Origin of the sequence: Janthinobacterium rivuli (assembly GCF_029690045.1) — a bacterium.
In the GTDB taxonomy this organism is placed as follows: Bacteria; Pseudomonadota; Gammaproteobacteria; order Burkholderiales; family Burkholderiaceae_D; genus Janthinobacterium; species Janthinobacterium rivuli.
The window spans coordinates 304,426-324,413 of the sequence record NZ_CP121464.1; the positions used below are offsets into that span (position 1 = coordinate 304,426).

At 65.9% G+C, this 19,988-nt stretch carries 18 protein-coding genes; 10 read left to right on the top strand and 8 right to left on the bottom strand.

Features of this window, described 5'->3' with window-relative positions:
* Positions 1-34 precede the first annotated feature (34 nt).
* On the top strand, positions 35-2,905 hold the full coding sequence (locus tag P9875_RS01290; RefSeq protein ID WP_278317389.1) for an insulinase family protein: 2,871 nt from the start codon (positions 35-37) through the stop codon (positions 2,903-2,905).
* 114 nt (positions 2,906-3,019) lie between these two features.
* Here P9875_RS01290 and P9875_RS01295 read toward each other — a convergent pair whose 3' ends face one another.
* Both P9875_RS01295 and P9875_RS01300 read right to left on the bottom strand, forming a co-directional pair.
* Positions 3,020-3,424, bottom strand: a complete 405-nt coding sequence (locus P9875_RS01295; RefSeq protein WP_099403932.1) for a VOC family protein — start codon at positions 3,422-3,424, stop codon at positions 3,020-3,022.
* 57 nt (positions 3,425-3,481) lie between these two features.
* Entirely contained in the window at positions 3,482-4,378 is an 897-nt protein-coding gene (locus tag P9875_RS01300; protein WP_278317390.1) for a helix-turn-helix transcriptional regulator, read from the bottom strand.
* Between the two features lie 130 nt (positions 4,379-4,508).
* Between P9875_RS01300 and P9875_RS01305 the strand changes: the two genes are divergently transcribed.
* Positions 4,509-5,546: a methyltransferase domain-containing protein gene (locus tag P9875_RS01305; RefSeq protein WP_278317391.1), complete on the top strand. Its 1,038-nt coding sequence runs from the start codon at positions 4,509-4,511 to the stop codon at positions 5,544-5,546.
* A gap of 3 nt (positions 5,547-5,549) precedes the next feature.
* On the opposite strand, the gene P9875_RS01310 is transcribed toward P9875_RS01305, so the two are convergent.
* Entirely contained in the window at positions 5,550-6,458 is a 909-nt protein-coding gene (locus P9875_RS01310) for a LysR substrate-binding domain-containing protein (RefSeq protein WP_278317392.1), read from the bottom strand.
* Positions 6,459-6,570: 112 nt separating this feature from the next.
* On the opposite strand from P9875_RS01310, the gene P9875_RS01315 reads away from it, so the two are divergent.
* The gene (locus tag P9875_RS01315) at positions 6,571-7,824 is read left to right on the top strand and encodes an MFS transporter (RefSeq protein WP_278317393.1); all 1,254 of its coding nucleotides are present in this window, start codon (positions 6,571-6,573) and stop codon (positions 7,822-7,824) included.
* Here the strand turns inward: P9875_RS01315 and P9875_RS01320 are convergent.
* Entirely contained in the window at positions 7,821-8,480 is a 660-nt protein-coding gene (locus P9875_RS01320) for a helix-turn-helix transcriptional regulator (RefSeq protein WP_035828463.1), read from the bottom strand. The genes P9875_RS01315 and P9875_RS01320 overlap by 4 nt on opposite strands.
* Positions 8,481-8,605: 125 nt before the next feature.
* Between P9875_RS01320 and P9875_RS01325 the strand changes: the two genes are divergently transcribed.
* Genes P9875_RS01325 through P9875_RS01345 form a run of 5 tightly spaced genes read left to right on the top strand, consistent with a single transcriptional unit; the run spans position 8,606 to position 15,331 of the window.
* Positions 8,606-9,088 (top strand): DUF2165 family protein, encoded by a 483-nt coding sequence (locus P9875_RS01325; RefSeq protein ID WP_278317394.1) that lies wholly within the window; start codon positions 8,606-8,608, stop codon positions 9,086-9,088.
* Between the two features lie 48 nt (positions 9,089-9,136).
* Positions 9,137-10,237, top strand: a complete 1,101-nt coding sequence (locus P9875_RS01330) for an efflux RND transporter periplasmic adaptor subunit (RefSeq protein ID WP_278317395.1) — start codon at positions 9,137-9,139, stop codon at positions 10,235-10,237.
* Positions 10,238-10,252: 15 nt separating this feature from the next.
* Positions 10,253-13,345 (top strand): MexW/MexI family multidrug efflux RND transporter permease subunit, encoded by a 3,093-nt coding sequence (locus P9875_RS01335; protein ID WP_278317396.1) that lies wholly within the window; start codon positions 10,253-10,255, stop codon positions 13,343-13,345.
* A complete protein-coding gene (locus P9875_RS01340; RefSeq protein ID WP_278317397.1) occupies positions 13,342-14,730 on the top strand; it encodes an efflux transporter outer membrane subunit in 1,389 nt (462 codons plus the stop codon). The genes P9875_RS01335 and P9875_RS01340 overlap by 4 nt, the downstream gene beginning before the upstream one ends.
* Positions 14,731-14,755: 25 nt before the next feature.
* The gene (locus P9875_RS01345) at positions 14,756-15,331 is read left to right on the top strand and encodes a DUF1349 domain-containing protein (protein ID WP_099403870.1); all 576 of its coding nucleotides are present in this window, start codon (positions 14,756-14,758) and stop codon (positions 15,329-15,331) included.
* Between the two features lie 18 nt (positions 15,332-15,349).
* Here P9875_RS01345 and P9875_RS01350 read toward each other — a convergent pair whose 3' ends face one another.
* From P9875_RS01350 to P9875_RS01365, 4 genes are all read right to left on the bottom strand, one after another.
* A complete protein-coding gene (locus P9875_RS01350; protein WP_278317398.1) occupies positions 15,350-16,246 on the bottom strand; it encodes a ZIP family metal transporter in 897 nt (298 codons plus the stop codon).
* A 24-nt stretch (positions 16,247-16,270) separates the two neighbouring features.
* The gene (locus P9875_RS01355; RefSeq protein WP_278317399.1) at positions 16,271-17,179 is read right to left on the bottom strand and encodes a manganese catalase family protein; all 909 of its coding nucleotides are present in this window, start codon (positions 17,177-17,179) and stop codon (positions 16,271-16,273) included.
* A gap of 29 nt (positions 17,180-17,208) precedes the next feature.
* The gene (locus tag P9875_RS01360) at positions 17,209-17,565 is read right to left on the bottom strand and encodes a hypothetical protein (protein WP_278317400.1); all 357 of its coding nucleotides are present in this window, start codon (positions 17,563-17,565) and stop codon (positions 17,209-17,211) included.
* A gap of 107 nt (positions 17,566-17,672) precedes the next feature.
* A complete protein-coding gene (locus P9875_RS01365; RefSeq protein ID WP_092713113.1) occupies positions 17,673-18,140 on the bottom strand; it encodes a hypothetical protein in 468 nt (155 codons plus the stop codon).
* 78 nt (positions 18,141-18,218) lie between these two features.
* Here P9875_RS01365 and P9875_RS01370 point away from each other — a divergent pair, with 78 nt between their 5' ends.
* Both P9875_RS01370 and P9875_RS01375 read left to right on the top strand, forming a co-directional pair.
* Complete coding sequence (locus P9875_RS01370; RefSeq protein ID WP_278317401.1) at positions 18,219-19,529, top strand: SDR family oxidoreductase; 1,311 nt, start codon at positions 18,219-18,221, stop codon at positions 19,527-19,529.
* Positions 19,517-19,981 (top strand): DUF2269 family protein, encoded by a 465-nt coding sequence (locus P9875_RS01375; protein ID WP_278317402.1) that lies wholly within the window; start codon positions 19,517-19,519, stop codon positions 19,979-19,981. The genes P9875_RS01370 and P9875_RS01375 overlap by 13 nt, the downstream gene beginning before the upstream one ends.
* The last annotated feature ends 7 nt before the right edge of the window (positions 19,982-19,988 follow it).

Below are 19,988 nucleotides of genomic sequence, written 5' to 3' on the forward strand. Positions count from 1 at the left end.
CTCCGAATCACCTACCGCAGAGATCCCATACCGCATGAGCACATTTGAAAAAGTCAGCAGCAACTTCATTCCAGTCTTGCAGGCAACCATCGAACAATATGTCGAGCCAGCAACGGGCATGCGCCATATCCACATGCATACCGAGCAGGCTGAGATGGTGTTCCTGGTGGCCTTTCCCACTGTGCCCGAAGTGAGCGACGGGCGCGCCCACATCCTGGAGCACCTGGCCTTGTGCGGCTCGTCGCGCTACCCGGTGCGCGACCCCTTCTTCTCGATGCTGCGCCGCTCGACGGCCACGTTCATGAATGCGATGACCTATCCAGACCGCACCGTGTACCCGTTCGCCAGCACCGACCGCAAGGATTTCTTCAACCTGCTCGACGTGTACCTGGACGCGGCCTTCTTCCCCAACCTCGATTACCTGAATTTCCGCCAGGAAGGCTGGCGCCACGCGTTCGAAGGCGACAAGCTCGTGTACCAGGGCATCGTCTTCAATGAAATGAAAGGCGCTTTCAACAGTCCCATGCGCGCGCTCGACAGCGGCATCGCCAGCGCCTTGCTCAAAGGCACGACGTATGAAGTGGAATCGGGCGGCGATCCGCTGAATATCCCCGAGTTGACGCATGACATGCTGAAAGAATTCCACGCCAGCCATTATCACCCGTCGCAAGCCGTGATCATGACCGCCGGCAATATCGAAGCGTCGGCCGTGCAGGAACAGGTAAGCGAGCGCGTGTTGTCCAAGCTCAGCGGCTTCTCCGAACGCCGCCTGCCGCAGCTGGCCCCCGCGTGGACGGCGCCGCAGGAAAACATCGTCAAAATTCCTTCGCAGGAAGCGCGCGACGATGAATTCGGTCTGCAATTTGCCTGGCTGATGGGCGAATCGAGCGACCCCATCGCCTACTACCACGCGCATCTGCTGTCGCACGGCTTGCTCGGTGAATCGTCGGCGCCCGTCATGCGCGCCATGGAATCGGCCGGCTATGGCCGCCCATCGGACATGAATGGCCGCGACGCGGGCATCCGCCAGATGGTGTTCCACATCGGCATGGAAGGTTTAACCCAAGAACAGATCGCCGATGCGCACCAGCGCATCTGGACGGCCCTGGAAGAAACGGCGGAAGAGGGCATTCCCGCCGCCGTGCTGCACGCCGCCTTGCGCGACATCAAATACAGCCAGCGCGAAATCAGCAGCGGCCGCATGCCTTACGGCCTGGGCCGTTTGCTGCACGCCTTGCCGCTGGCCATGTATGGCGGCGACGTGATGGACGCGTTCGACAATGCGGCGATTCTGGAAACCCTGGAACAGCAGATCGACGATCCGGCATTTTTCAAGCAGCTGGTGCGTGAGCTGATCGCCAACCCGACCCGCCTGACGACCCACGTGGTACCCGACAGCGCCTACTTCACGGACCGCGCCGCCCAGGAAGACGCCAAGCTGGCGGCCTTGCAAGCGACGCTGACGGATGCCGAACGCGAGCACATCGTGGCCGAGTCCGCCGCGCTGGAAGCGCATCAGCAACTGCCATCGAATTCCGAAGTCTTGCCGCGCATCCGCCCTGGCGACGTCAGCGCCTTGCCGCGTCCGGCCCTGCCGATTCCAGCCGCCGTCGACGGCGCCGTGGCGTTCAGCATTGCATCGAACGGCATCAGCTATGCCAACGTGCTGTACGACGTGTCGAGCTTGCCGGAAGCGTCGTGGCCATGGCTGCGCCTGTACACGGACCTGGCGCCGGAACTGGGTGTGGGCGACATGTCGTTCGACGACGCCAGCGCCTGGCGCCAGAGCATGGTGCCCTCGTTCCACATCGGCCTGGAAGCCATTCCCCGCCCACAACAGGCGATGCGCGTGGAATTGTCGTTCTCGGCCAGCGGCTTGCGCGAAGAACACGCGGCGATTGCCGCCGTGCTGTCGGCCTGGATCGCCAAGCCCCGCTTCGATGAAGAAGAGCGCCTGGCCTTCCTGATCGAAAGCCTGGTGCAAGACAAACTCTCCAGCCTGGCCGAATCGGGCAACCGCTACGCCATGCTGGCCTCGGCAGCGCCACTGTCGCCCACGCGCCGCTTCGACGACATCGTCGGCGGCCCGGCTGCCTTGCCGTTCTATCGCCGCTTGCAGCAGCTGAGCAAAACGTCGGCAGGCTTGCAGGAAATCGCGCGCGAGCTCGACACCCTGCACGCACACATCATCGCGCAGCAGCCAACCGTGCTGTGCGCCGGCCTGGAGCAGGATGGCATCACCCTGGCCCGCTTGCTCGAGTTGCCGGCAGCCAGCACGGACGCGGACGCGCCAGCCGTTGCCGCCGCAGCTGCCGCTTTGCCGCTGGCCAACACGGCCCTGCATGCGACGAGCCAGATCAACCATTGCTTCGTTTCCTGGGCCGTGCCCGGCGTGCACAATCCGGACGCTTCCGCCCTGGCCGTCGCCGCTGAACTGATGACCAACCAGGTGCTGCATACGGCCCTGCGCGAAAAAGGCGGCGCGTATGGCGGCAGCGCCAGCTACGCGGCCGGCGCCGGCACGTTCACCCTGAGTTCGTACCGCGACCCGCGCCTGGCCGGCACGTTCGCCGACTTCGGCACGACGCTGGATCAAATCCTCGACGGCGATTTCTCGCAGGAACAAGTGGAAGAAGCCATCATCTGCGTCATCAAGGGCCTCGACAAGCCGCACTCGCCGTATGCGGAAGCGCTGACGGCGTGGAATATGCAGCAGCGCGGCACGACGGAAGCCGTGCGCCAGCAATTCCGCACCGGCGTATTAACTTGCACCCTGGCGCAGATCAAGGAAGTCACGCGCACCTGGCTGAAAAACGGCCAGCCTAGCCGCGCCGCGTTTGCGGGCAATACGACGCAAGACCTGGCGGGGCTGGAAGTGGTCGATTTGCTGGCGCTGGCTTCCTAAGCTGGCCGGGTGGATCGTGTCGGATTACGCGGCGTTCCGCCGCTAATCCGACCTACGCTACGAATCGGGTAGGTCGGATTAGCGCGCAAGCGTGTAATCCGACACCGCCACGTATCAGCCAGGTACGGCGCTCGGTTCCATGTACATTAACTCCCACTGGTGCCCATCAGGATCCTGGAAACTATGTCCATACATGAAGCCGAAATCCATCGGCTCCTTGTAGATGCTGCCGCCCGCCTGGACGGCCTTCGCCACCAGCGCATCGACTTCGCCCCGGCTCTCGGCCGACAAACACACGAGTACTTCCGTCGCCACCGTGGTGTCGCACAGTTGCTTCGGGGTAAATTGCTTGAATTTGTCGTGCGTCAACAGCATCACGAAAATGTCGTCGGCGACGATCATGCACGTCGCCGTTTCATCGGTGAAATGGGCATTGAAACTGAAGCCCAGCTCCGTGAAAAACGCGACGGAGCGTTCCAGCGACTGGACGGGCAGATTGACAAATATTTTGCGGGCCATCATGTCTCCTTGTGGGTCGTATGAGTATGTGCTGCCCGCCGATTCTACACCGGCTTTTTACGTGCCAGCGCGTCCCACGGTCTTCGGCGCGTAGCCGAAATAGCGGCTGAACGCGGCGCTGAAATTGGACGGATGGCGATAGCCCGTTTGCCAGCCCGCCTGCGCCACCTGACACCCATTTTCCAGCAGTAACTTTGCCCGCTGCATGCGCAGCGCCAGCAGGGTGCGCTGCGGACTGTCGTTGTAGCGGTAGCGCCATCCCTGCTTGAGTTTGAACGAGCTCAGCCCCGCTTGCGCACACAGGTAATCGAGCGTCAGGTCCTGCGCCATCTGCTCCTGCATCAGCGCATGGACACGCTCCAGCTTGATCATGTCGGCCTCGGACCAGCGCGGCAAGGCAGCGGACGCGGGCGCCGGACACAGCGCCCGCAACTGTTCCGCCAGGATACTGAGCACGCCGATATGCACGGCCAGCGGATCCGTCGCGCGCAGCAGCGCGCGCGCGTGCAGAGCGCTGCTGCGCGTCGTGGCCGCATGCGCCAGCTGGCGCGCGCCACCGTTCGGTAACAATGAAGTCAGGCCTTCCGGCCAGTAGCGCGCCAGCGCGTCTTCGCCCACCAGCACGCGCAATTGCGCCGCCCGTTGATGCGCCTCGAAACGGCGCTCGCCGCTGACGTGGTGAAACGCCGTCACCGTCGTATGGCCGCCCAGGAAACGCAATTGTTCGCCATCGCGCGTGAGGTAACCGGATGCGCCTTCCAGGCCGATGGTAATGACCATGCCGCCCGCATCGTCATGCTGCGATGGCTCGACGAGGGCAAGGCGCGGGCGGTAATCGGAATGCACGAGCAGCAAGCCCTGGTCGACTTGGCGCTGGTCCGCGCGGCACGCACCCATTCCGGGGTCCAGCTGGCGCCGCGTCCAGCCTGCCTCTTCCCTGTCCTGTTCCCTCATCGCTCCTCCCTGTTTTCCGCGCGCCGTCGCGCATACGAAATGCGCCGTGCCGCATACAAATGCAAATGATAATTATTCTCATTGTTGCATAAAATAGGCGTTCTTGCCCATCTCGCCGAAAGGAAATGCCATGCCGTTTGCCACGCAACATGTCTTGCAACCGTACTGGGACCTGGCCGTCGCGCCCGTCCAGGCCGATGGGCTGGCCGCCGCCCTGGAACTGGGTATTTTCGAGGTGCTGGCCACGCCGCACACGCCGGCGCAGCTGGCCGACACCCTGGCGCTGCATGCTCCCCACACGACCCTGCTGCTGGAACTGCTCTGGAGCATGCAGGTGCTGGAACGCGATACGGCCACTGCGGAGGCAGACACACAGCGCTACCGCTGCACGGCCGCCACCTTGCAGTATTTCTGCCGCAACTCGGTGGCCTTTTGCGGCGACGCCTGGCTGTACCGGCTGCATGCGCTGCGCCACTTCGCCACACAGCTCAGTACGCTGGTGCGCGAGGGGGGCAAGGCCGCGCCCTACAGCACGGCGAATGGAGTCAACTGGGCCGTTGCCGCACAGCAGCAGATCGGCCAGGAACAACGCGCCGTCACCATGCGCGCGGCCCTGTCCGTGATGCAACGGGTCGCCCCGTTTGCAGACGCCAACACGCCACTGCGCCTGCTCGACCTGGGCGGTGGTCCGGGCTGGGTTGCCATTGCGCTGGCGCAAGCCCATGCGGGTTTGCACGGCTGCGTTTTCGACTGGCCGGAAACAGTGGCTGTTGCCGCCGCCAACATCGCCCATGCGCAACTGACTGACCGCCTGGAGACGGTGGGCGGCGACCTGGACGGCGACGATATCGGCAACGGTTACGACCTCATCTGGTGCTCGTCCGTGCTGCACTTCGTGCCCGACATGGCGGCGGCCTTGCGCAAGATCCATGCGGCCTTGAAACCCGGCGGCGTCTTCGTTTGCGTGCAGGCGGAAATCGCTCCGGCAGCCGTTGACGCGGCGCGCGTGCTGCCGTATTACTTGCCGATGCGCATGCTGGGCCGCACGGTAACGCGCCAGGGGGAATTGGCACAATTGCTGCGCGACACGGGCTGGCGGCAAGTGGAGCAGTACGGCGCCAGCGATTTTCCCATGGCGCCCGTGCAAGTGCTGATTGCGCGCACTTGAATTTCAACCGTTTGACGCCATCCCATTCTGCAGCGACTCGATGATCAGCCCGGCCAGGCGCTCGACGGGTGGCCTGGACACGCTGGACGCGCGCAGCAATTCCAGCGACAACGGGGGCAGGGCGGGCAAACCGGCCGCCACGTGATCGAGCGCGCACACGGTTGAGGGCAAGCCCAGGCCGGTGCGCACCGTCACGCCCAGCCCGGCGGCGGCCGCCGCCCACAGTCCCGCCAGGCTGGGGCTGGTAAACGCCGTGCGCCAGGCGATGCCAGCATGGTCCAGTGCCTGCGTGGCGCAGCGCTGGAACAGGCAGTCGCGGTCGAACGTAATGAGCGGCAGCGGTTCGCCCGACTCGGGCCGCCAGGCCAGGCTGGACGAGGCGATCCAGCGCATGGCCGGCTCGGCAATATGCTGGCGCTGCTGCGGCGGATACTCGGCCACGTCGGCGATGCAGGCGCCGCCCCACAGCAGGGCCAGATCCAGCTGCCCCATGGCCAGCCCTTGCATCAAGGCCGTGTTGCGCGCCACGTGCGCCTCGATGCGCACTTTCGGATGCGCGCGGGCAAAGCGTCCCAGCACATCCGGCAGCAAGGCTTCGCCGAAATCCTCCTGCAAACCGAGCCGGATCCAGCCTTCCAGTTCCGCGCCGCGCAAGGCGACGGCCGCCTCGTCGTTGAGTTCCAGCAGGCGGCGCGCATAGCCGAGCAGAACTTCGCCGGCCGGCGTCAGCGCCAGTCCCCGGCCATCCTTGCGGAACAGGGGCATGCCTGCCTGCTCCTCGAGTTTTTTCAGCTGCGCGCTGACGGCCGAGGTCGAGCGGCCCACCTTGTCGGCCGCGCGGGCAAAGCTGCCCAGTTCGATGCCAGCCACATAGCTGCGCAAAAAGGCGATGTCGAAATTCAGCAGGTTCATGGCATCAATACAATCGTCCTGTTTTATGGGATGGTGAATAGTAAATTATCTGATATTCAGAACGATCGTACTGCGCAACACTGTCAGGGTCAACCACTTTCCCCTCCCTGCCATGACCACCAACTGCCCTGCCGTTTCCCTTCCTGTCACTGCGCCCGCACTGGGCGATGCCCACCGCTGGAAAGTGCTGGCCGTCGGCGTGGCGGCCAACGCCAGCTTTTCCGCCGCCGCCAACGGCATGCCCACCACGGCCATCTGGCTGCGCAGCGGCTATCACCTGAGCAATACGCAACTGGGGGTGGCGCTGGGCGCCATGGGCCTGGGTGTGGCCCTGACCGAATTGCCATGGGGCATGGCGACCGACCGCTGGGGCGACCGGCCCGTGCTGCTGACCGGCTTGCTGGGCACCATGCTGGCGCTGTTGACCTTGCTGCTGTGGATCACGCCGGCGGACGGGTCCGTGCCGCCCTTATGGGCGCTGGCGGCCGGGCTGGCGCTGGTCGGCGTGCTGGGCGGCAGCGTGAATGGCGCCAGCGGCCGCGCCGTGATGCGCTGGTTCGGCGCCGGCGAACGCGGTTTCGCCATGAGCATCCGCCAGACGGCCGTGCCCATGGGCGGCGGCCTCGGCGCCCTCGTCCTGCCCAGCCTGGCATCACGCTACGGCTTCATGCCCGTGTTTGGCGCCCTGGCCCTCGTATGCGGCCTGTCGGCGTTTTTTACGTGGCGCTGGATGCATGAGCCAGATTTCTCTGCCGAGGCCGCCACGGGCCTGCACAACGCGTCCACGGGCCTATCTGCAGTGAAGCCGCCGCTGCAGAACCGTAAAGTCTGGCGCATGGTGGCCGCCATCGGCTTGCTGTGCGTGCCGCAGTTTGCCGTGCTCAGCTACGCCACCGTGTTCCTGCACGACCATGGCCACCTGGGCCTGGCAGCCATCACGGCCGTGATGGTGGCCCTGCAGGCGGGCGCCATGGTGATGCGCATCTGGAGCGGACGCCATACGGACCGCCACGCGAACCGGCCCGCTTACCTGCGCGGCTCGGCCCTGGTAGCGCTGGCCTCGTTCATTTTGCTGGGATGCATCGCCTGGATACAGGCGCCGGGCTGGCTGTTGATGGCGGCCGTGGTGCTCGCCGGCATCGCCGTGTCCGCCTGGCATGGCGTGGCCTACACGGAGCTGGCCACGGAAGCGGGCGGCGCCAACGCGGGCACGGCCCTGGGCATGGCGAACACGGCCGTATATGCGGGCTTGTTCCTCACACCGATCGCCATCCCGCATTTGCTGGCGGCCAGCAACTGGTCCGTCGTGTGGTGGCTGGCGGGGCTGGTGGCGCTTGCTACCCGCCCGCTGTTTCCGAAAGACTAGGGCAGCACCCTGATCCGGTACACGCAGCGCATGGCGTTGGCCAGCACATGCTGCTCGCGCACGATGCTGGCGTGCGGTCCCACCACTTCCTGGAACAGCTGCATTTCGGAGCGGCAAAAGCCCTGGCAAGTGCGTGCGGCGGCGCAGATGGGGCAATGGTCTTCGATCAGCAGCCAGTCGTCGCCGTCCGCTTCCACGCGCGCCATATAGCCCTCTTCATCGCGCACGGCCGCCAGTTGCTGCAAGCGCGTGGGCAAATCCGGCGCCGAGCACGCCAGCGCATACGCACTGCGGCTTTCCTCTTCGCGCTGCGTGATGAGTTTATCCAGTCCCGCCTCGCCAAACAGCTGGCGCACGGAACCGATCAGCTTGATCGTCAGCTGCGCATGCGTGTCGGGAAAGCGCGCATTGCCCGCTTCCGTCAAGACCCAGTTCTGACGCGGCCGGCCGGCGCCCGCCTGCGCCTCCTGGCGCCCCTCGATGAGGCCCGCCGCCACCAGCTTTTGCACTTGCTGGCGCGCCGCCTCGCCCGTCATGTCCAGGGTCTTGGCTAGGGTCGCCGTGGAGACGGGGCCCTTGGTCTTGATGAAATACAGGATGCGCTCCGTCGTTTGCGGCGCTTCGCTATTATCCAAACGTTTACTTGTGTAATTCATTTCGCTCAACTATCATGGGGCAAGTTAACCAACTAATTGCTTGCATAATAGGCCGGTAGCTCCCCGCTGTCGAGGAGTTTCCACGTCCGCGTGCCGGCAAGACACTTTCTTGAACTGGATTTTCCATGCAGCTGCAGCACTCTCTCTGGCTGTTTCACGCCATCCTCGCCACCGGCCTGGCCACCTGGCTAAGCCTGGCCGCCATCAACAACCTGCACGCCTTCCACGGCGCCGTCTGGGCCATCGGCAACACCATGCGCATGGATCCATTGCGCCAGGACCCGACCATCCAGACCCCGCTGCTGCGCCGCGCGCTCACGTCCTTGACCCTGCACCGGCTGGCGCTGGGGGTGGTGCTGGCCTTGCAGCTGCTGGCGGCCATCGCCGCCTGGACCGGCGTGGCACTGTTTCTCGGCGGCGGCCTGGCCACTGCCTTGCCCTGGCTGAACCTGGCCTTGTGCGCCATGGCCGCCTTTTTGCTGCTGATGCACCTGAGCGGCCTGTGGTTCGGCTACTGGATCGCGCAGGAGGGCTTGCAGACGACGCACCTGGTGCTGCTGCTGTGGACCATCGCGCTGTTTGTACTTTTCAACGCGCAGCGGACCTGATCAGCCTCCGCTGCGCCTCTTCTTCCCCGCTGTAAAAAGGACTTCATCATGCATACGAAACTCGTCGGCGCTTCCGCGCTGGCCATCACCCTTGCCGTCGCCGGCGCCGCCCTGTATCCGCGCGCGGACTCCCATGCGGCCGATGCCGCCGCTTATCCCGCCACCAAGGTGGCGCTGGTGCCCGTCGTGCTGGGCACGCAGGAACGCTACTTCGCCGGCGTGGGCGAACTGGAAGCTGCACGCCAGGTGCAGGTGGCGGCCGAGACGGGCGGGCGCATCACGCAGATCCGCTTCGCATCGGGCCAGCTGGTGGCAGCTGGCGCCGTGCTGGTACAGCTGAATGACGCCCAAGAACAGGCAATGCTGCTGCGCCAGCGCGCGCAACTGAAAAACGCGGAAAGCAGCCATGCCCGCACGGTGCAGATGGCGAAGGAAAAGGCGGCCACGCAGGAGCAGCTCGACAGTGCCCTGGCCGCGCGCGATGCGGCGCTGGGTGACGTGCGCCAGACGCAGGCGCTGATTGCGCAAAAGACCATCCGCGCGCCGTTCGCCGGCCAGCTGGGCATCCGCAAGGTGCACGCGGGCCAGTACCTGAACGCAGCCGATACGGTGGCCAGCCTGATCGACACGAAGGCGCTGCTGGTGAACTTTGCCCTCGATGAACAGAGCAGCGCGAAGCTGGCGCCAGGCCAGGCCGTGCAAGTACTGGTGGACGCGTATCCCGGCGACGTTTTCACGGCGAAGATCAACGCCATCGACCCGCTGATCGCCCGTTCGCGCATGGTGCAGGTGCAGGCGGCGCTGACCAATCCGCGCGGTGCGCTCAAGGCGGGAATGTACGCGAACGTGCGCGTGGCACGCGAAGCAGGACAACAACTGACGGTGCCGGAAACGGCCGTGACCTACAGCGCGTATGGCGACACGGTCTTCGTCGCGCAGCAGGAGGGCAAGCAGCCACTCACCGTCAAGCGCGTGGGCGTGAAACTGGGCGAGCGGGCAGAGGGCCGCGTGGCCATTCTTGACGGTTTGCGCGAAGGCCAGCGCGTGGTCGCTTCGGGCCAGCTGAAACTGGCCGACGGCATGGCCGTGCAAGCCGTCGCCAATACCCTGGACGAGGCCAAGCGCGCCGCGCCCAAGGCTGGCTCGTAAAGGAAAGACATCACCATGAAATTTACCGATTTATTCGTACGCCGCCCCGTGCTGGCGCTGGTGATCAGCACCTTGATACTGATGCTGGGCGTGATCGCCCTCCTGCAACTGCCGATCCGCCAGTATCCGATGCTCGAATCGTCCACCATCACCGTGAAAACCACGTATCCGGGCGCCTCGGCGGAACTGATGCAAGGTTTTGTCACGCAGCCGATCGCGCAAGCCGTCTCGTCGGTGGAAGGCATCGATTACCTGACCTCGTCCTCGGTGCAGGGCAGCAGCACGGTGACCGTGCGCATGGAACTGAACCGCGATTCCACGCAGGCGCTGACGGAAGTCATGGCCAAGGTCAACCAGGTACGCTACAAGCTGCCCGAAGGCGCGTTTGACCCCGTCATCGAGCGCTCGGCCGGCGATTCGTCTGCCGTCGCCTATGTGGGATTTGCCAGCGAGAGCGTGTCCGCGCCCGCGCTGACGGATTACCTGGCGCGCGTGGTGCAGCCGATGTTCGCCACCATCGACGGCGTGGCGAAAGTCGACGTGTATGGCGGCCAGCAGCTGGCCATGCGTTTGTGGATAGACCCGGCAAAACTGGCGGCGCGGGGCCTGACTGCCGCCGACGTGGCCGACGCCGTGCGGCGCAATAACTACCAGGCGGCGCCCGGCAAAGTCAAAGGACAGTTCGTCGTGTCTAACATCAGCGTCAACACGGATCTGACCAGCGTGGCGGAGTTCCGCGACATGGTCATTCGCAAAGGTGGCGATGACAGCGCCGCCCTCGTGCGCCTGAAGGACGTGGGCACGGTGGAACTGGGCGCGGCCGCCACGGAGACGAGCGGCATCATGGACGGCGTGCCGGCCGTGTACCTGGGCCTGTCGCCCACGCCCGGCGGCAACCCGCTGGTGATCGTCGACGGCATCAAGAAGCTGCTGCCCGAGATCCAGAAAACCCTGCCGCCCGGCGTGAAAGTCGAGCTGGCGTTCGAGACGGCGCGCTTCATCCAGTCCTCCATCGACGAGGTGGCGCACACCCTGCTCGAAGCGCTGCTGATCGTCGTCATCGTCATCTATTTGTGCATGGGTTCCTTGCGCTCCGTGCTGATTCCCGTCGTGACGATTCCCTTGTCGATGCTGGGTGCGGCCGCGCTGATGCTGGCCTTCGGCTTCAGCATCAATTTATTGACCTTGCTGGCCATGGTGCTGGCCGTGGGCCTGGTGGTCGACGACGCCATCGTCGTGGTGGAAAACGTGCATCGGCATATCGAGGAAGGCAAGACGCCCGTGGCCGCCGCCCTCGTCGGCGCGCGCGAAGTGGCCGGCCCCGTGATCGCCATGACGATCACCCTGGCCGCCGTGTATGCACCGATCGGCATGATGGGGGGACTCACGGGCGCGCTGTTCAAGGAATTCGCGCTGACCCTGGCCGGCGCCGTGGTGGTCTCGGGCGTGGTGGCGCTGACCTTGTCGCCCGTGATGAGCTCCTTGCTGCTGCAGCCCAAACAATCGGAAGGGCGCATGGCGCGCGCCGCCGAGCATTTCTTCGAGGGCTTGACCTCGCGCTATGCGCGCCTGCTGGACCGCTCGCTGCACCATCGCTGGCTCAGTGCCGGTTTCGCCGCGCTGGTGATGGTCAGTCTGCCGTTTTTGTACCTGCTGCCGCAGCGCGAACTGGCGCCGGCGGAAGACCAGGCCAGCGTGCTGACGGCGATCAAGGCGCCGCAGCACGCCAACCTCGATTACGTGGAGCGCTTCTCGTACAAGCTCGATACCATCTACAAAAATATCCCCGAAACGGCCTCGCGCTGGATCATCAACGGCGGCGAAGGCCCGGCATCGAGCATCGGCGGCATCAACCTGACGCCGTGGGCCGAACGTTCGCGCAACGCGGCCGTCATCCAGGCCGAATTGCAGCACGCCGTGGGCGACGTGGAGGGCACCAGCATCTTCGCCTTCCAGCTGGCGCCCTTGCCCGGATCGAGCGGCGGCCTGCCCGTGCAAATGGTGCTGCGCAGCGCGCAGGATTACGCCACTCTGTTCCGCACCATGGAAGACGTCAAGCAGCGCGCACGCGCAAGCGGCCTGTTTGCCGTCGTCGACAGCGACCTCGATTACAACAACCCGGTGGTCAAAGTGCGCGTGGATCGTTCAAAAGCCAATAGCCTGGGCATCCGCATGCAGGACATCGGCGAATCGCTGGCCGTGCTGGTGGGCGAAAATTATCTGAACCGCTTCGGCATGGATGGCCGCGCCTACGACGTCATCGCGCAAAGCCCGCGCGAACAGCGACTCACGGCGCAAGCCCTGACGCAGCAGTACGTGCGCGCCGACGACGGCAGCCTGCTGCCCCTGTCCGCCGTCGTGTCGGTGACGGAACAGATCGAACCGAACATGCTGACCCAGTTCAACCAGCAGAATGCGGCCACCTTCCAGGGCGTGCCCGCGCCCGGCGTGACCCTGGGCGACGCCGTGACCTTCCTCGATGGCGTGGCCAAGACCCTGCCACCGGGCTTCAGCTACGACTGGCAATCGGACGCGCGCCAGTTCGCCACGGAAGGCAATGCGCTGCTGCTGGCCTTTTTGGCAGCCGTCGTCGTCATCTACCTGGTGCTGGCGGCCCAGTATGAAAGCCTGACGGACCCGTTGATCATTTTGATCACGGTGCCGCTGTCGATCTGCGGCGCGCTGATTCCGCTGGCCCTCGGTTACGCCACCGTCAACATCTACACGCAGATCGGCCTCGTGACCCTGATCGGCTTGATCAGCAAGCACGGCATTTTGATGGTGGAATTTGCCAACGAATTGCAAGTGCATGAAGGGCTCGACCGCATCACGGCCATCCGCAAGGCGGCGCAAATCCGCTTGCGTCCGATTTTGATGACGACGGCCGCCATGGTGGTGGGCCTGGTGCCGCTGCTGTTCGCTTCCGGCGCCGGCGCCAACAGCCGCTTCGGCCTCGGTGTGGTGATCGTCTCGGGCATGTTGATCGGCACCTTCTTTACCCTGTTCGTGCTGCCCACCGTGTACACCTTTCTGGCCCGCCGCCACACGGCCGACCATGCCACGCCGCGCGCGCGCGATCTGTCGCAGGCGCTGAAGGAATCCCCATGAAAAATTACCGCTATATTATCTCTCTTTTCCCCGTGCTGGCCGGCTGCGCCGTCAGCCCCGCCTATGTCGCACCTGGCACGCCCGACGTCCAGTTGGTCAGTCCGCAGCAAGCGCAATTCGCACCCGGCGCGGGTGCCGTCAGCGAAGCCGCCTGGTGGACGTTTTTCGACGATGCGCGCCTGTCGCAGCTGATCGCCAGCGCGCTCGAACACAACCTCGATATCGCCCAGGCACAAGCCAATTTGCTGGCCGCGCGGGCCGTCTTCGACGAACGCCGGCTCGATGAACTGCCTGCCGTCACGGGACAGGCGGGCTGGCAGCGGCAGGTGCGGCAAGACACGCCAGACAGCCGCGCCGCCAGCGCCAGCACGCGCGTGGGCTTCGATGCGCAATGGGAGATCGACCTGTTCGGCCGCCTCGCGCACATGAGCCGTTCGGCACAGGCGCGCGCCGACGCGGCGCAGGCGGACTTGCGGCAGGTGCAGCTGACGATCGCCGCCGAGGTGGCGCGCAATTACTACGAGGCGCTGGGCCACCAGCACAACCTGGCGCTGACGCAGGCACAGGTGCACAGCTGGCGCGATACGGTGGCATTGACCGACGCGCGCATCCGCGCCGGCGGCGGCTTGCCGGAAGAGCGCCACAACGCGCTGGCCAACCTGGCGCGCAGCGAGGCAATGCTGCCGCCGTTGCAAGCGGGACTGCGTCAGGCGCAGTACCGGCTCGATGTGCTAAGCGGACAAGCGCCAGGCGCCATCGCGCTGGCCACCACGCCGCGCCAGCAGGCGCCGCTGGCGGGCCAGCTTCCCTTGGGCGACGTGAACCGCCTGATCAAGCAGCGTCCCGACGTGGTGCGCGCCGAGCGCCTGCTGGCCGCCTCCAGCGAAGACGTGGGGGCCGCCACAGCGGACCTGTATCCGCGCCTGAGCCTGGGCGGTTTCCTTGGCTTCTTCGCGCTGCGCGGCAGCGGCGTGTTCGACGGCGGCGCGCGCGCCTTCGAGGTGGCGCCATCCGTCAGCTATCCTGCCTTCCGCCTGGGCAGCGTCAAGGCACGCTTGCGCGGCACGCAAGCCGAGGCGCAGGGCGCGCTGGCGCGCTATGAACAAACGATACTGATGGCGCAGGAAGACGTGGAAAGCGCCGTCACGCAACTGGCGGAAAACCAGACGCGATTGGCGTCATTGCTGCAGTCGGCGCGCCACGGCAACGCGGCCCTCGGCGTCGCCAGCACGCGCTATCAGGGTGGTTCCGGCAGCTACCAGGCCGTGCTGGAAAACCAGCGCGCCCTGTACGATATCCGGCGCGAAGCGCTGCTGGCGGAAACGGCGTCCTACATCGATGCGATTGCCCTGTACAAGGCGCTGGGATGGGGGCAAACTATGTGATCTTTTTAGCTCGGAAAGGCACGCGATGTTCAAGCAAGGCAGCTGGCTCAATGCACCAGAAAACTGGTCCGCCGACGGCGCGCAATTGCGCGTGACGACGGACGCCAACACGGATTTCTGGCGCAAGACCTCATACGGTTTTATCCGCGACAGCGGCCACTTTTTCGGCACGCAAATCGACGGTGATTTCACGGCGCAGCTGCATGTGGCGGCGCAGTACGCGGCGCTGTACGACCAGGCGGGCATGATGGTGCGCATCGATGCGGACAACTGGATCAAGTGCGGCGTCGAATTTTCCGATGGCCAGCTCTTGTTGAGCACCGTGCTGACGGTCGATACCTCCGATTGGGCCGTCAGCCTGGCGCCCGCCATGCTGGACGGTTTCTGGCTGCGCGTGACGGTGGAGCAGGGCGCCATCCGCGTGCAGTATTCGACCGATGGCAAGCTGTGGCCGCTGCTGCGCCTGGCGCCGTTTCCCACGGCATCGCGCTACCTCGTCGGCCCCATGTGCTGCACCCCGGAACGCGCTGGACTTGAAGTCGTGTTTTCGCGGTTTTCCACCGGCCCGGCGCTGCAAAAGGACTTGCACGATCTCACTTAGAACGCCACTGCGCCTTGCTTAGCTGAGCGCCGTATCGAGCACCATCATCAGGAAAAAACCGGACACCAGCGCGATACTGGCAAAACCGCCATTACCGCTGCGCTGCGCCTCGGGAATGGCGTCGTGCACGATGACGAACAGCATGGCGCCGGCGGCCGCCGCCAGGCCCCACGGCAGCAGGGCGGACGAGAGGCCGATCAGGGCCAGGCCCGCCAGCGCCGCCACCAGTTCAACCAGTCCGGAGGCGGCGCCCATGGCCACCGACAGACGCCGGCCGTAACCCACGCTGCGCAGCGCCAGCGCCACGACCAGGCCTTCGGGCACGTCCTGGATAGCGATGCCGGCCGCCAGCGCATTGGCGCGTTCCAACTCCACGCCGGCATAGCCGACGCCGATCGCCAGTCCCTCGGGCAGGTTATGCAAGGTGACGGCCAGCACAAAAATCCACACTCTTTTCAGGCTGCCGGCGGCGTCGGGCGCGCCGTGCCGCACGCGTTCGCGCACGACCAGGTTGAGCGCCACGATCAGCAGCATGCCCAGTCCCATGGCAAAGGCCACCAGCAAACTGGCATGCATGGGCGTTGCCACGCGCTGCCTGGCCGCTGCCAGCGCCGGCAACACCAGAGAAAAAGCGGTAGCCGCCAGCATCACGCCGGCGCCAAAACCGAGGAAGCAGTCGTAGCTGCGCTGCGAGAATTTGTGCGACAGCAGCACCGGCACGGTGCCCAGCGCCGTCGCGGCAGCGGCCATGGCGCCGCCGATCAGGGCCGGCGCCAGGCTCGCATGGCGCAGCGCCAGCTGGCCCGTCAGCGCGTACAGCAAGCACAACGCGGCGCCGCCGCACAGGGCAAAGCCCAGTGCATGGGGCCAGGACCAGTGCCTGGCCAAGGCCTGCAGCGCACGCGGCGTATTCACGCTGGCGGTGCCCGGCCTGTTGCGCTACAAGGGCATGGACGAGCTGCTGCCATCGCGGCCGTTCGGACGCATGCCCAGTTCCGCGCCCGTCAACGGGTCGGCATCGGGATTCGAGGCCGTGCGCGCGGCCATTTGCTGCACCGTGGCCAGTTCGTCCTGCGGCAATTTCACTTCCGCCTCGCCCGTACCGCCATCGACGGCCATCTGCTGGCGCGGGTCGGAAATGTACTGCCACTTGCCGCCCTGGTTCCACGGTCCCCGTTCCTCGCCCGGCCCCTGCGACATATTGAAATACACGTCCGCATACTGCGGATCGCCCGGCAATTTGCCAGGAGGGAAATTGGGCTCGATCGAATACAGGGCTTTTTCAAACGACTTCTGGTGCGCCACTTCGCGCGTCATCAGGAAACCCAGCGCTTCCTTCACGCCCGGGTCATCCGTCAGGTTGATCAGGCGCTCGTAGACGATCTTGGCACGCGCCTCGGCGGCGATATTCGAGCGCAGGTCGGCCGTCGGTTCACCGATGGTGTCGATGTAGGCGGCCGTCCACGGCACGCCCGCCGAATTGACCAGCGGGGCGCCGCCGCCGTACAGCACTTGCGTCACGTGGCTGTCGTTGCCCGCGCCCGTGATGTTGCGGTACAGCTCCGCCGCCTGGTCGACGCCCTCGGCCAGCCGCCCCTTGGCGCCCTTGTTGAGCATGACGACGATATTGCCGATCACTTCCAGGTGGCTCAGTTCTTCCGTGGCGATATCGAACAGCATGTCCTTGCGGCCCGGATCGTCCTCCGACAAGGCTTGCGTGAAGTAACGGCAGGCGGCGGCCAGCTCGCCCTGCGGGCCGCCGAATTGTTCCAGCATCAGGTTGGCCAGCCCGGGATTGGGCTGCTCCACCCTGACCGTGTATTGCAGTCGCTTGTTGTGTGCAAACATGGTGCTCTCCTCGTTCGCAGCACGCCGGTCTACTCGTGCTGATTCAGTGATCTGTGGATGTCTTTCGACTCGTTGCGGCCCGGCCGGTCGTCGGCCAGCTTGCCCGCTTCGCTCTGCGGTCGCTGCGCCGCGCCCTTGACGTGGGCATTGCCATCGGGCTGCGTCAGGGTGCGCAGGTTTTCCTGCTCCACCGGGTCGGGCCCGCCCTGTGGCGTGATGACGTCGTTGGCCCAGTGACCGCTGTTGGCATTGCCGCTGGCCAGCTTGCCGCCGCCCTGGTTGGCATACGCATCGCCCTGCGCCTTGTCGGCGTCGGTCTTGTCCATGCGCGTGTTGCGGCCCTGGTCGGCGGGATGCTGCGGGGTGTTGCCGTGTTCGTCCTGCATGCGCTTCTCCTCGGTTGGTGGATGAAGGTCCATGCTACTGGCGCGCAGCGGCCGGCAAGATAGGCGCGCGGCGGGCCGGCGTGTAGGAAAGTGACTCGCGCAGCGCCTCAGCGCCGCCGCAGCCACAGCGCGCCGGCGGCCAGGCCGATGCCAAAGGCGCCGTACACCAGCAGCAGCGAGGGACGCGACAGGCGCATCTCGTAGCCGGGCTGCAAACGGTGCGGCGTCAGCTGGTAATCCGTGAAACAGGCAACGGCCGTGGCGCCGGCTGCCGCCGCCACGGTGGACGCCACGCGGCGCCGGTCGAGGATGCGCGCCGCATAACGCTCGAACAGCACGCCCCAGAACATGGCGCTGCAATGGTGGATGACATAGCCGACCAGGGTGTGCCTGAGCGAGGCGTCGTCGCGGCGCGCCGCCTGGTCGCCCCACAGCCAGTGGCTGACGGCGTTGACGGCGGCGAATACGCTGCCCGTTTCGCGCCGGCCACACAGGGCCAGGGCGGCGGCGGACAGGAGGGAGGCGAGGCTGCCCGACAGGGCGCCATGACGCAGGGAAGGGGGCAGGGCGGGCATGGTTTTTCTCCAGTGGTGTGATCGCACAGTGAACTGAAACGCAAAAGACCTATCCAATCCCGTCAAGAGGAGACATGCATGCGCATACTGCTGACGGGGGCGAGCGGTTTCATTGGAACGCATGTTTCGACCGCGCTGCTGGCCGAAGGTTTCCAGCTCGCGTGCACGACGCGCCGCGCGCCGCCGCATGCGCACGGCGGCAAGGAGCAGCGCGTGCGCCTGATCGAAGCCGATTTTGCGCGCGACACGGCCAAGGCCGCATGGCTGCCGCGCCTCGACGACATCGACGTCGTCATCAACTGCGTCGGCATCATCGCCGAGCATGGCGCGCAGACGTTCGCGGCCCTGCACACGCAGGCGCCACGCGCCCTGTTCGCCGCCTGCGCCGAGAGCGAGGTGCAGCTGGTGATACAGCTGTCGGCCCTGGGCGCGGACGCAGGCGCCGTCTCGCCCTACCACCTGAGCAAGAAGGCGGCCGACGATTTTCTCGCCGGCTTGCCGCTGCGCGCCGTCATCGTCCAGCCTTCGCTCGTGTATGGCGACGATGGCGGCAGCGCGCGCCTGTTCCGCATGCTGGCCAGCCTGCCCGTGTATCCCCGCTTCGGCCGCGCGCCGCAGCTGGTGCAGCCGGTGCATATCGACGACCTGACCGATGTCATCGTCGCCCTGGTGCGCGGCGCGGGCGCACTAGGCGGCCAGAAGACGCGCCGCGTGCCCGTCGTGGGGCCGCAAGCGCTGCCGTTCACGGCCTACCTGGCGGCCCTGCGCGCGGCCATGGGGCTGGGACGGCTGCGCGTCGCGCCGCTGCCCCGGTGGCTGATGCCGCCCGCGCTGCTGCTGGCCAGGCTGCTGGGCTTTGCCATGCCGGACCGTGCCACCCTGGGCATGCTTGATCGCGGCAATGCCGCCGATGCGGGGCTCACGCGGCGTTTGCTGGGGCGCGCGCCGCGGCCCGTGGCGCAGTTCATCAGCGACGCGCGCGGCGCGGCCGTGCGCGCCCAGCTGGACTGGCTGCTGCCCGTGCTGCGCCTGTCGATGGCCATCGTGTGGATCGCCACGGCCATCGTCTCGGCCGGCGTCTATCCGCTCGAAGACAGCTATCGCCTGCTTGAGCGCAGCGGCGTGCCGCCAGAATGGGCACCGCCGCTACTGGCCGGCGCCTGCCTGTTCGACCTGCTGCTGGGCGTGGCCACCCTGACGCTGCGCCCGCCGTGGCGGCGCTGGCTATGGCCGCTGCAGGTCCTGCTCATCGTGTTCTATACCGTCTGGATCGCCGTGTTCCTGCCGGAATTCCTCTGGCATCCGTACGGGCCCCTGACGAAAAACCTGCCCATGCTGGCGGCTCTGTGGCTGCTGTACCAACTGGAGGAAAATCCATGGAATACCTGATCGTCAAATGGCTGCACATCGTTTCGTCAACCCTGCTGTTCGGCACCGGCATCGGCTCGGCCTTCTACATGCTGTTCGCCAGCCTGAGCCGCGACGTGCGCGCCATCGCCGTCGTCAGCCGCCACGTAGTGCGCGCCGACTGGCTGTTTACGGCCACCACGGTGGTGTTCCAGCCCCTGAGCGGCTTTTATCTGGCCCACCTGGCCGGTTATCCCTTGAACAGCCGCTGGATCGTCTGGTCCGTGGTGCTGTACCTGGTGGCCGGCGCCTGCTGGCTGCCCGTCGTGTGGCTGCAAATGCGCATGCGCGACATGGCGCAGGCGAGCGCACGCGACGGCGTCGCCTTGCCCGCGCCGTACTGGCGCTACCTGCGCATCTGGGCGGCGCTGGGCGTGCCCGCCTTCTTCGCCCTCATCATCGTGTTTTACCTGATGACGGCCAAGCCGGCCTGAGCGCGCC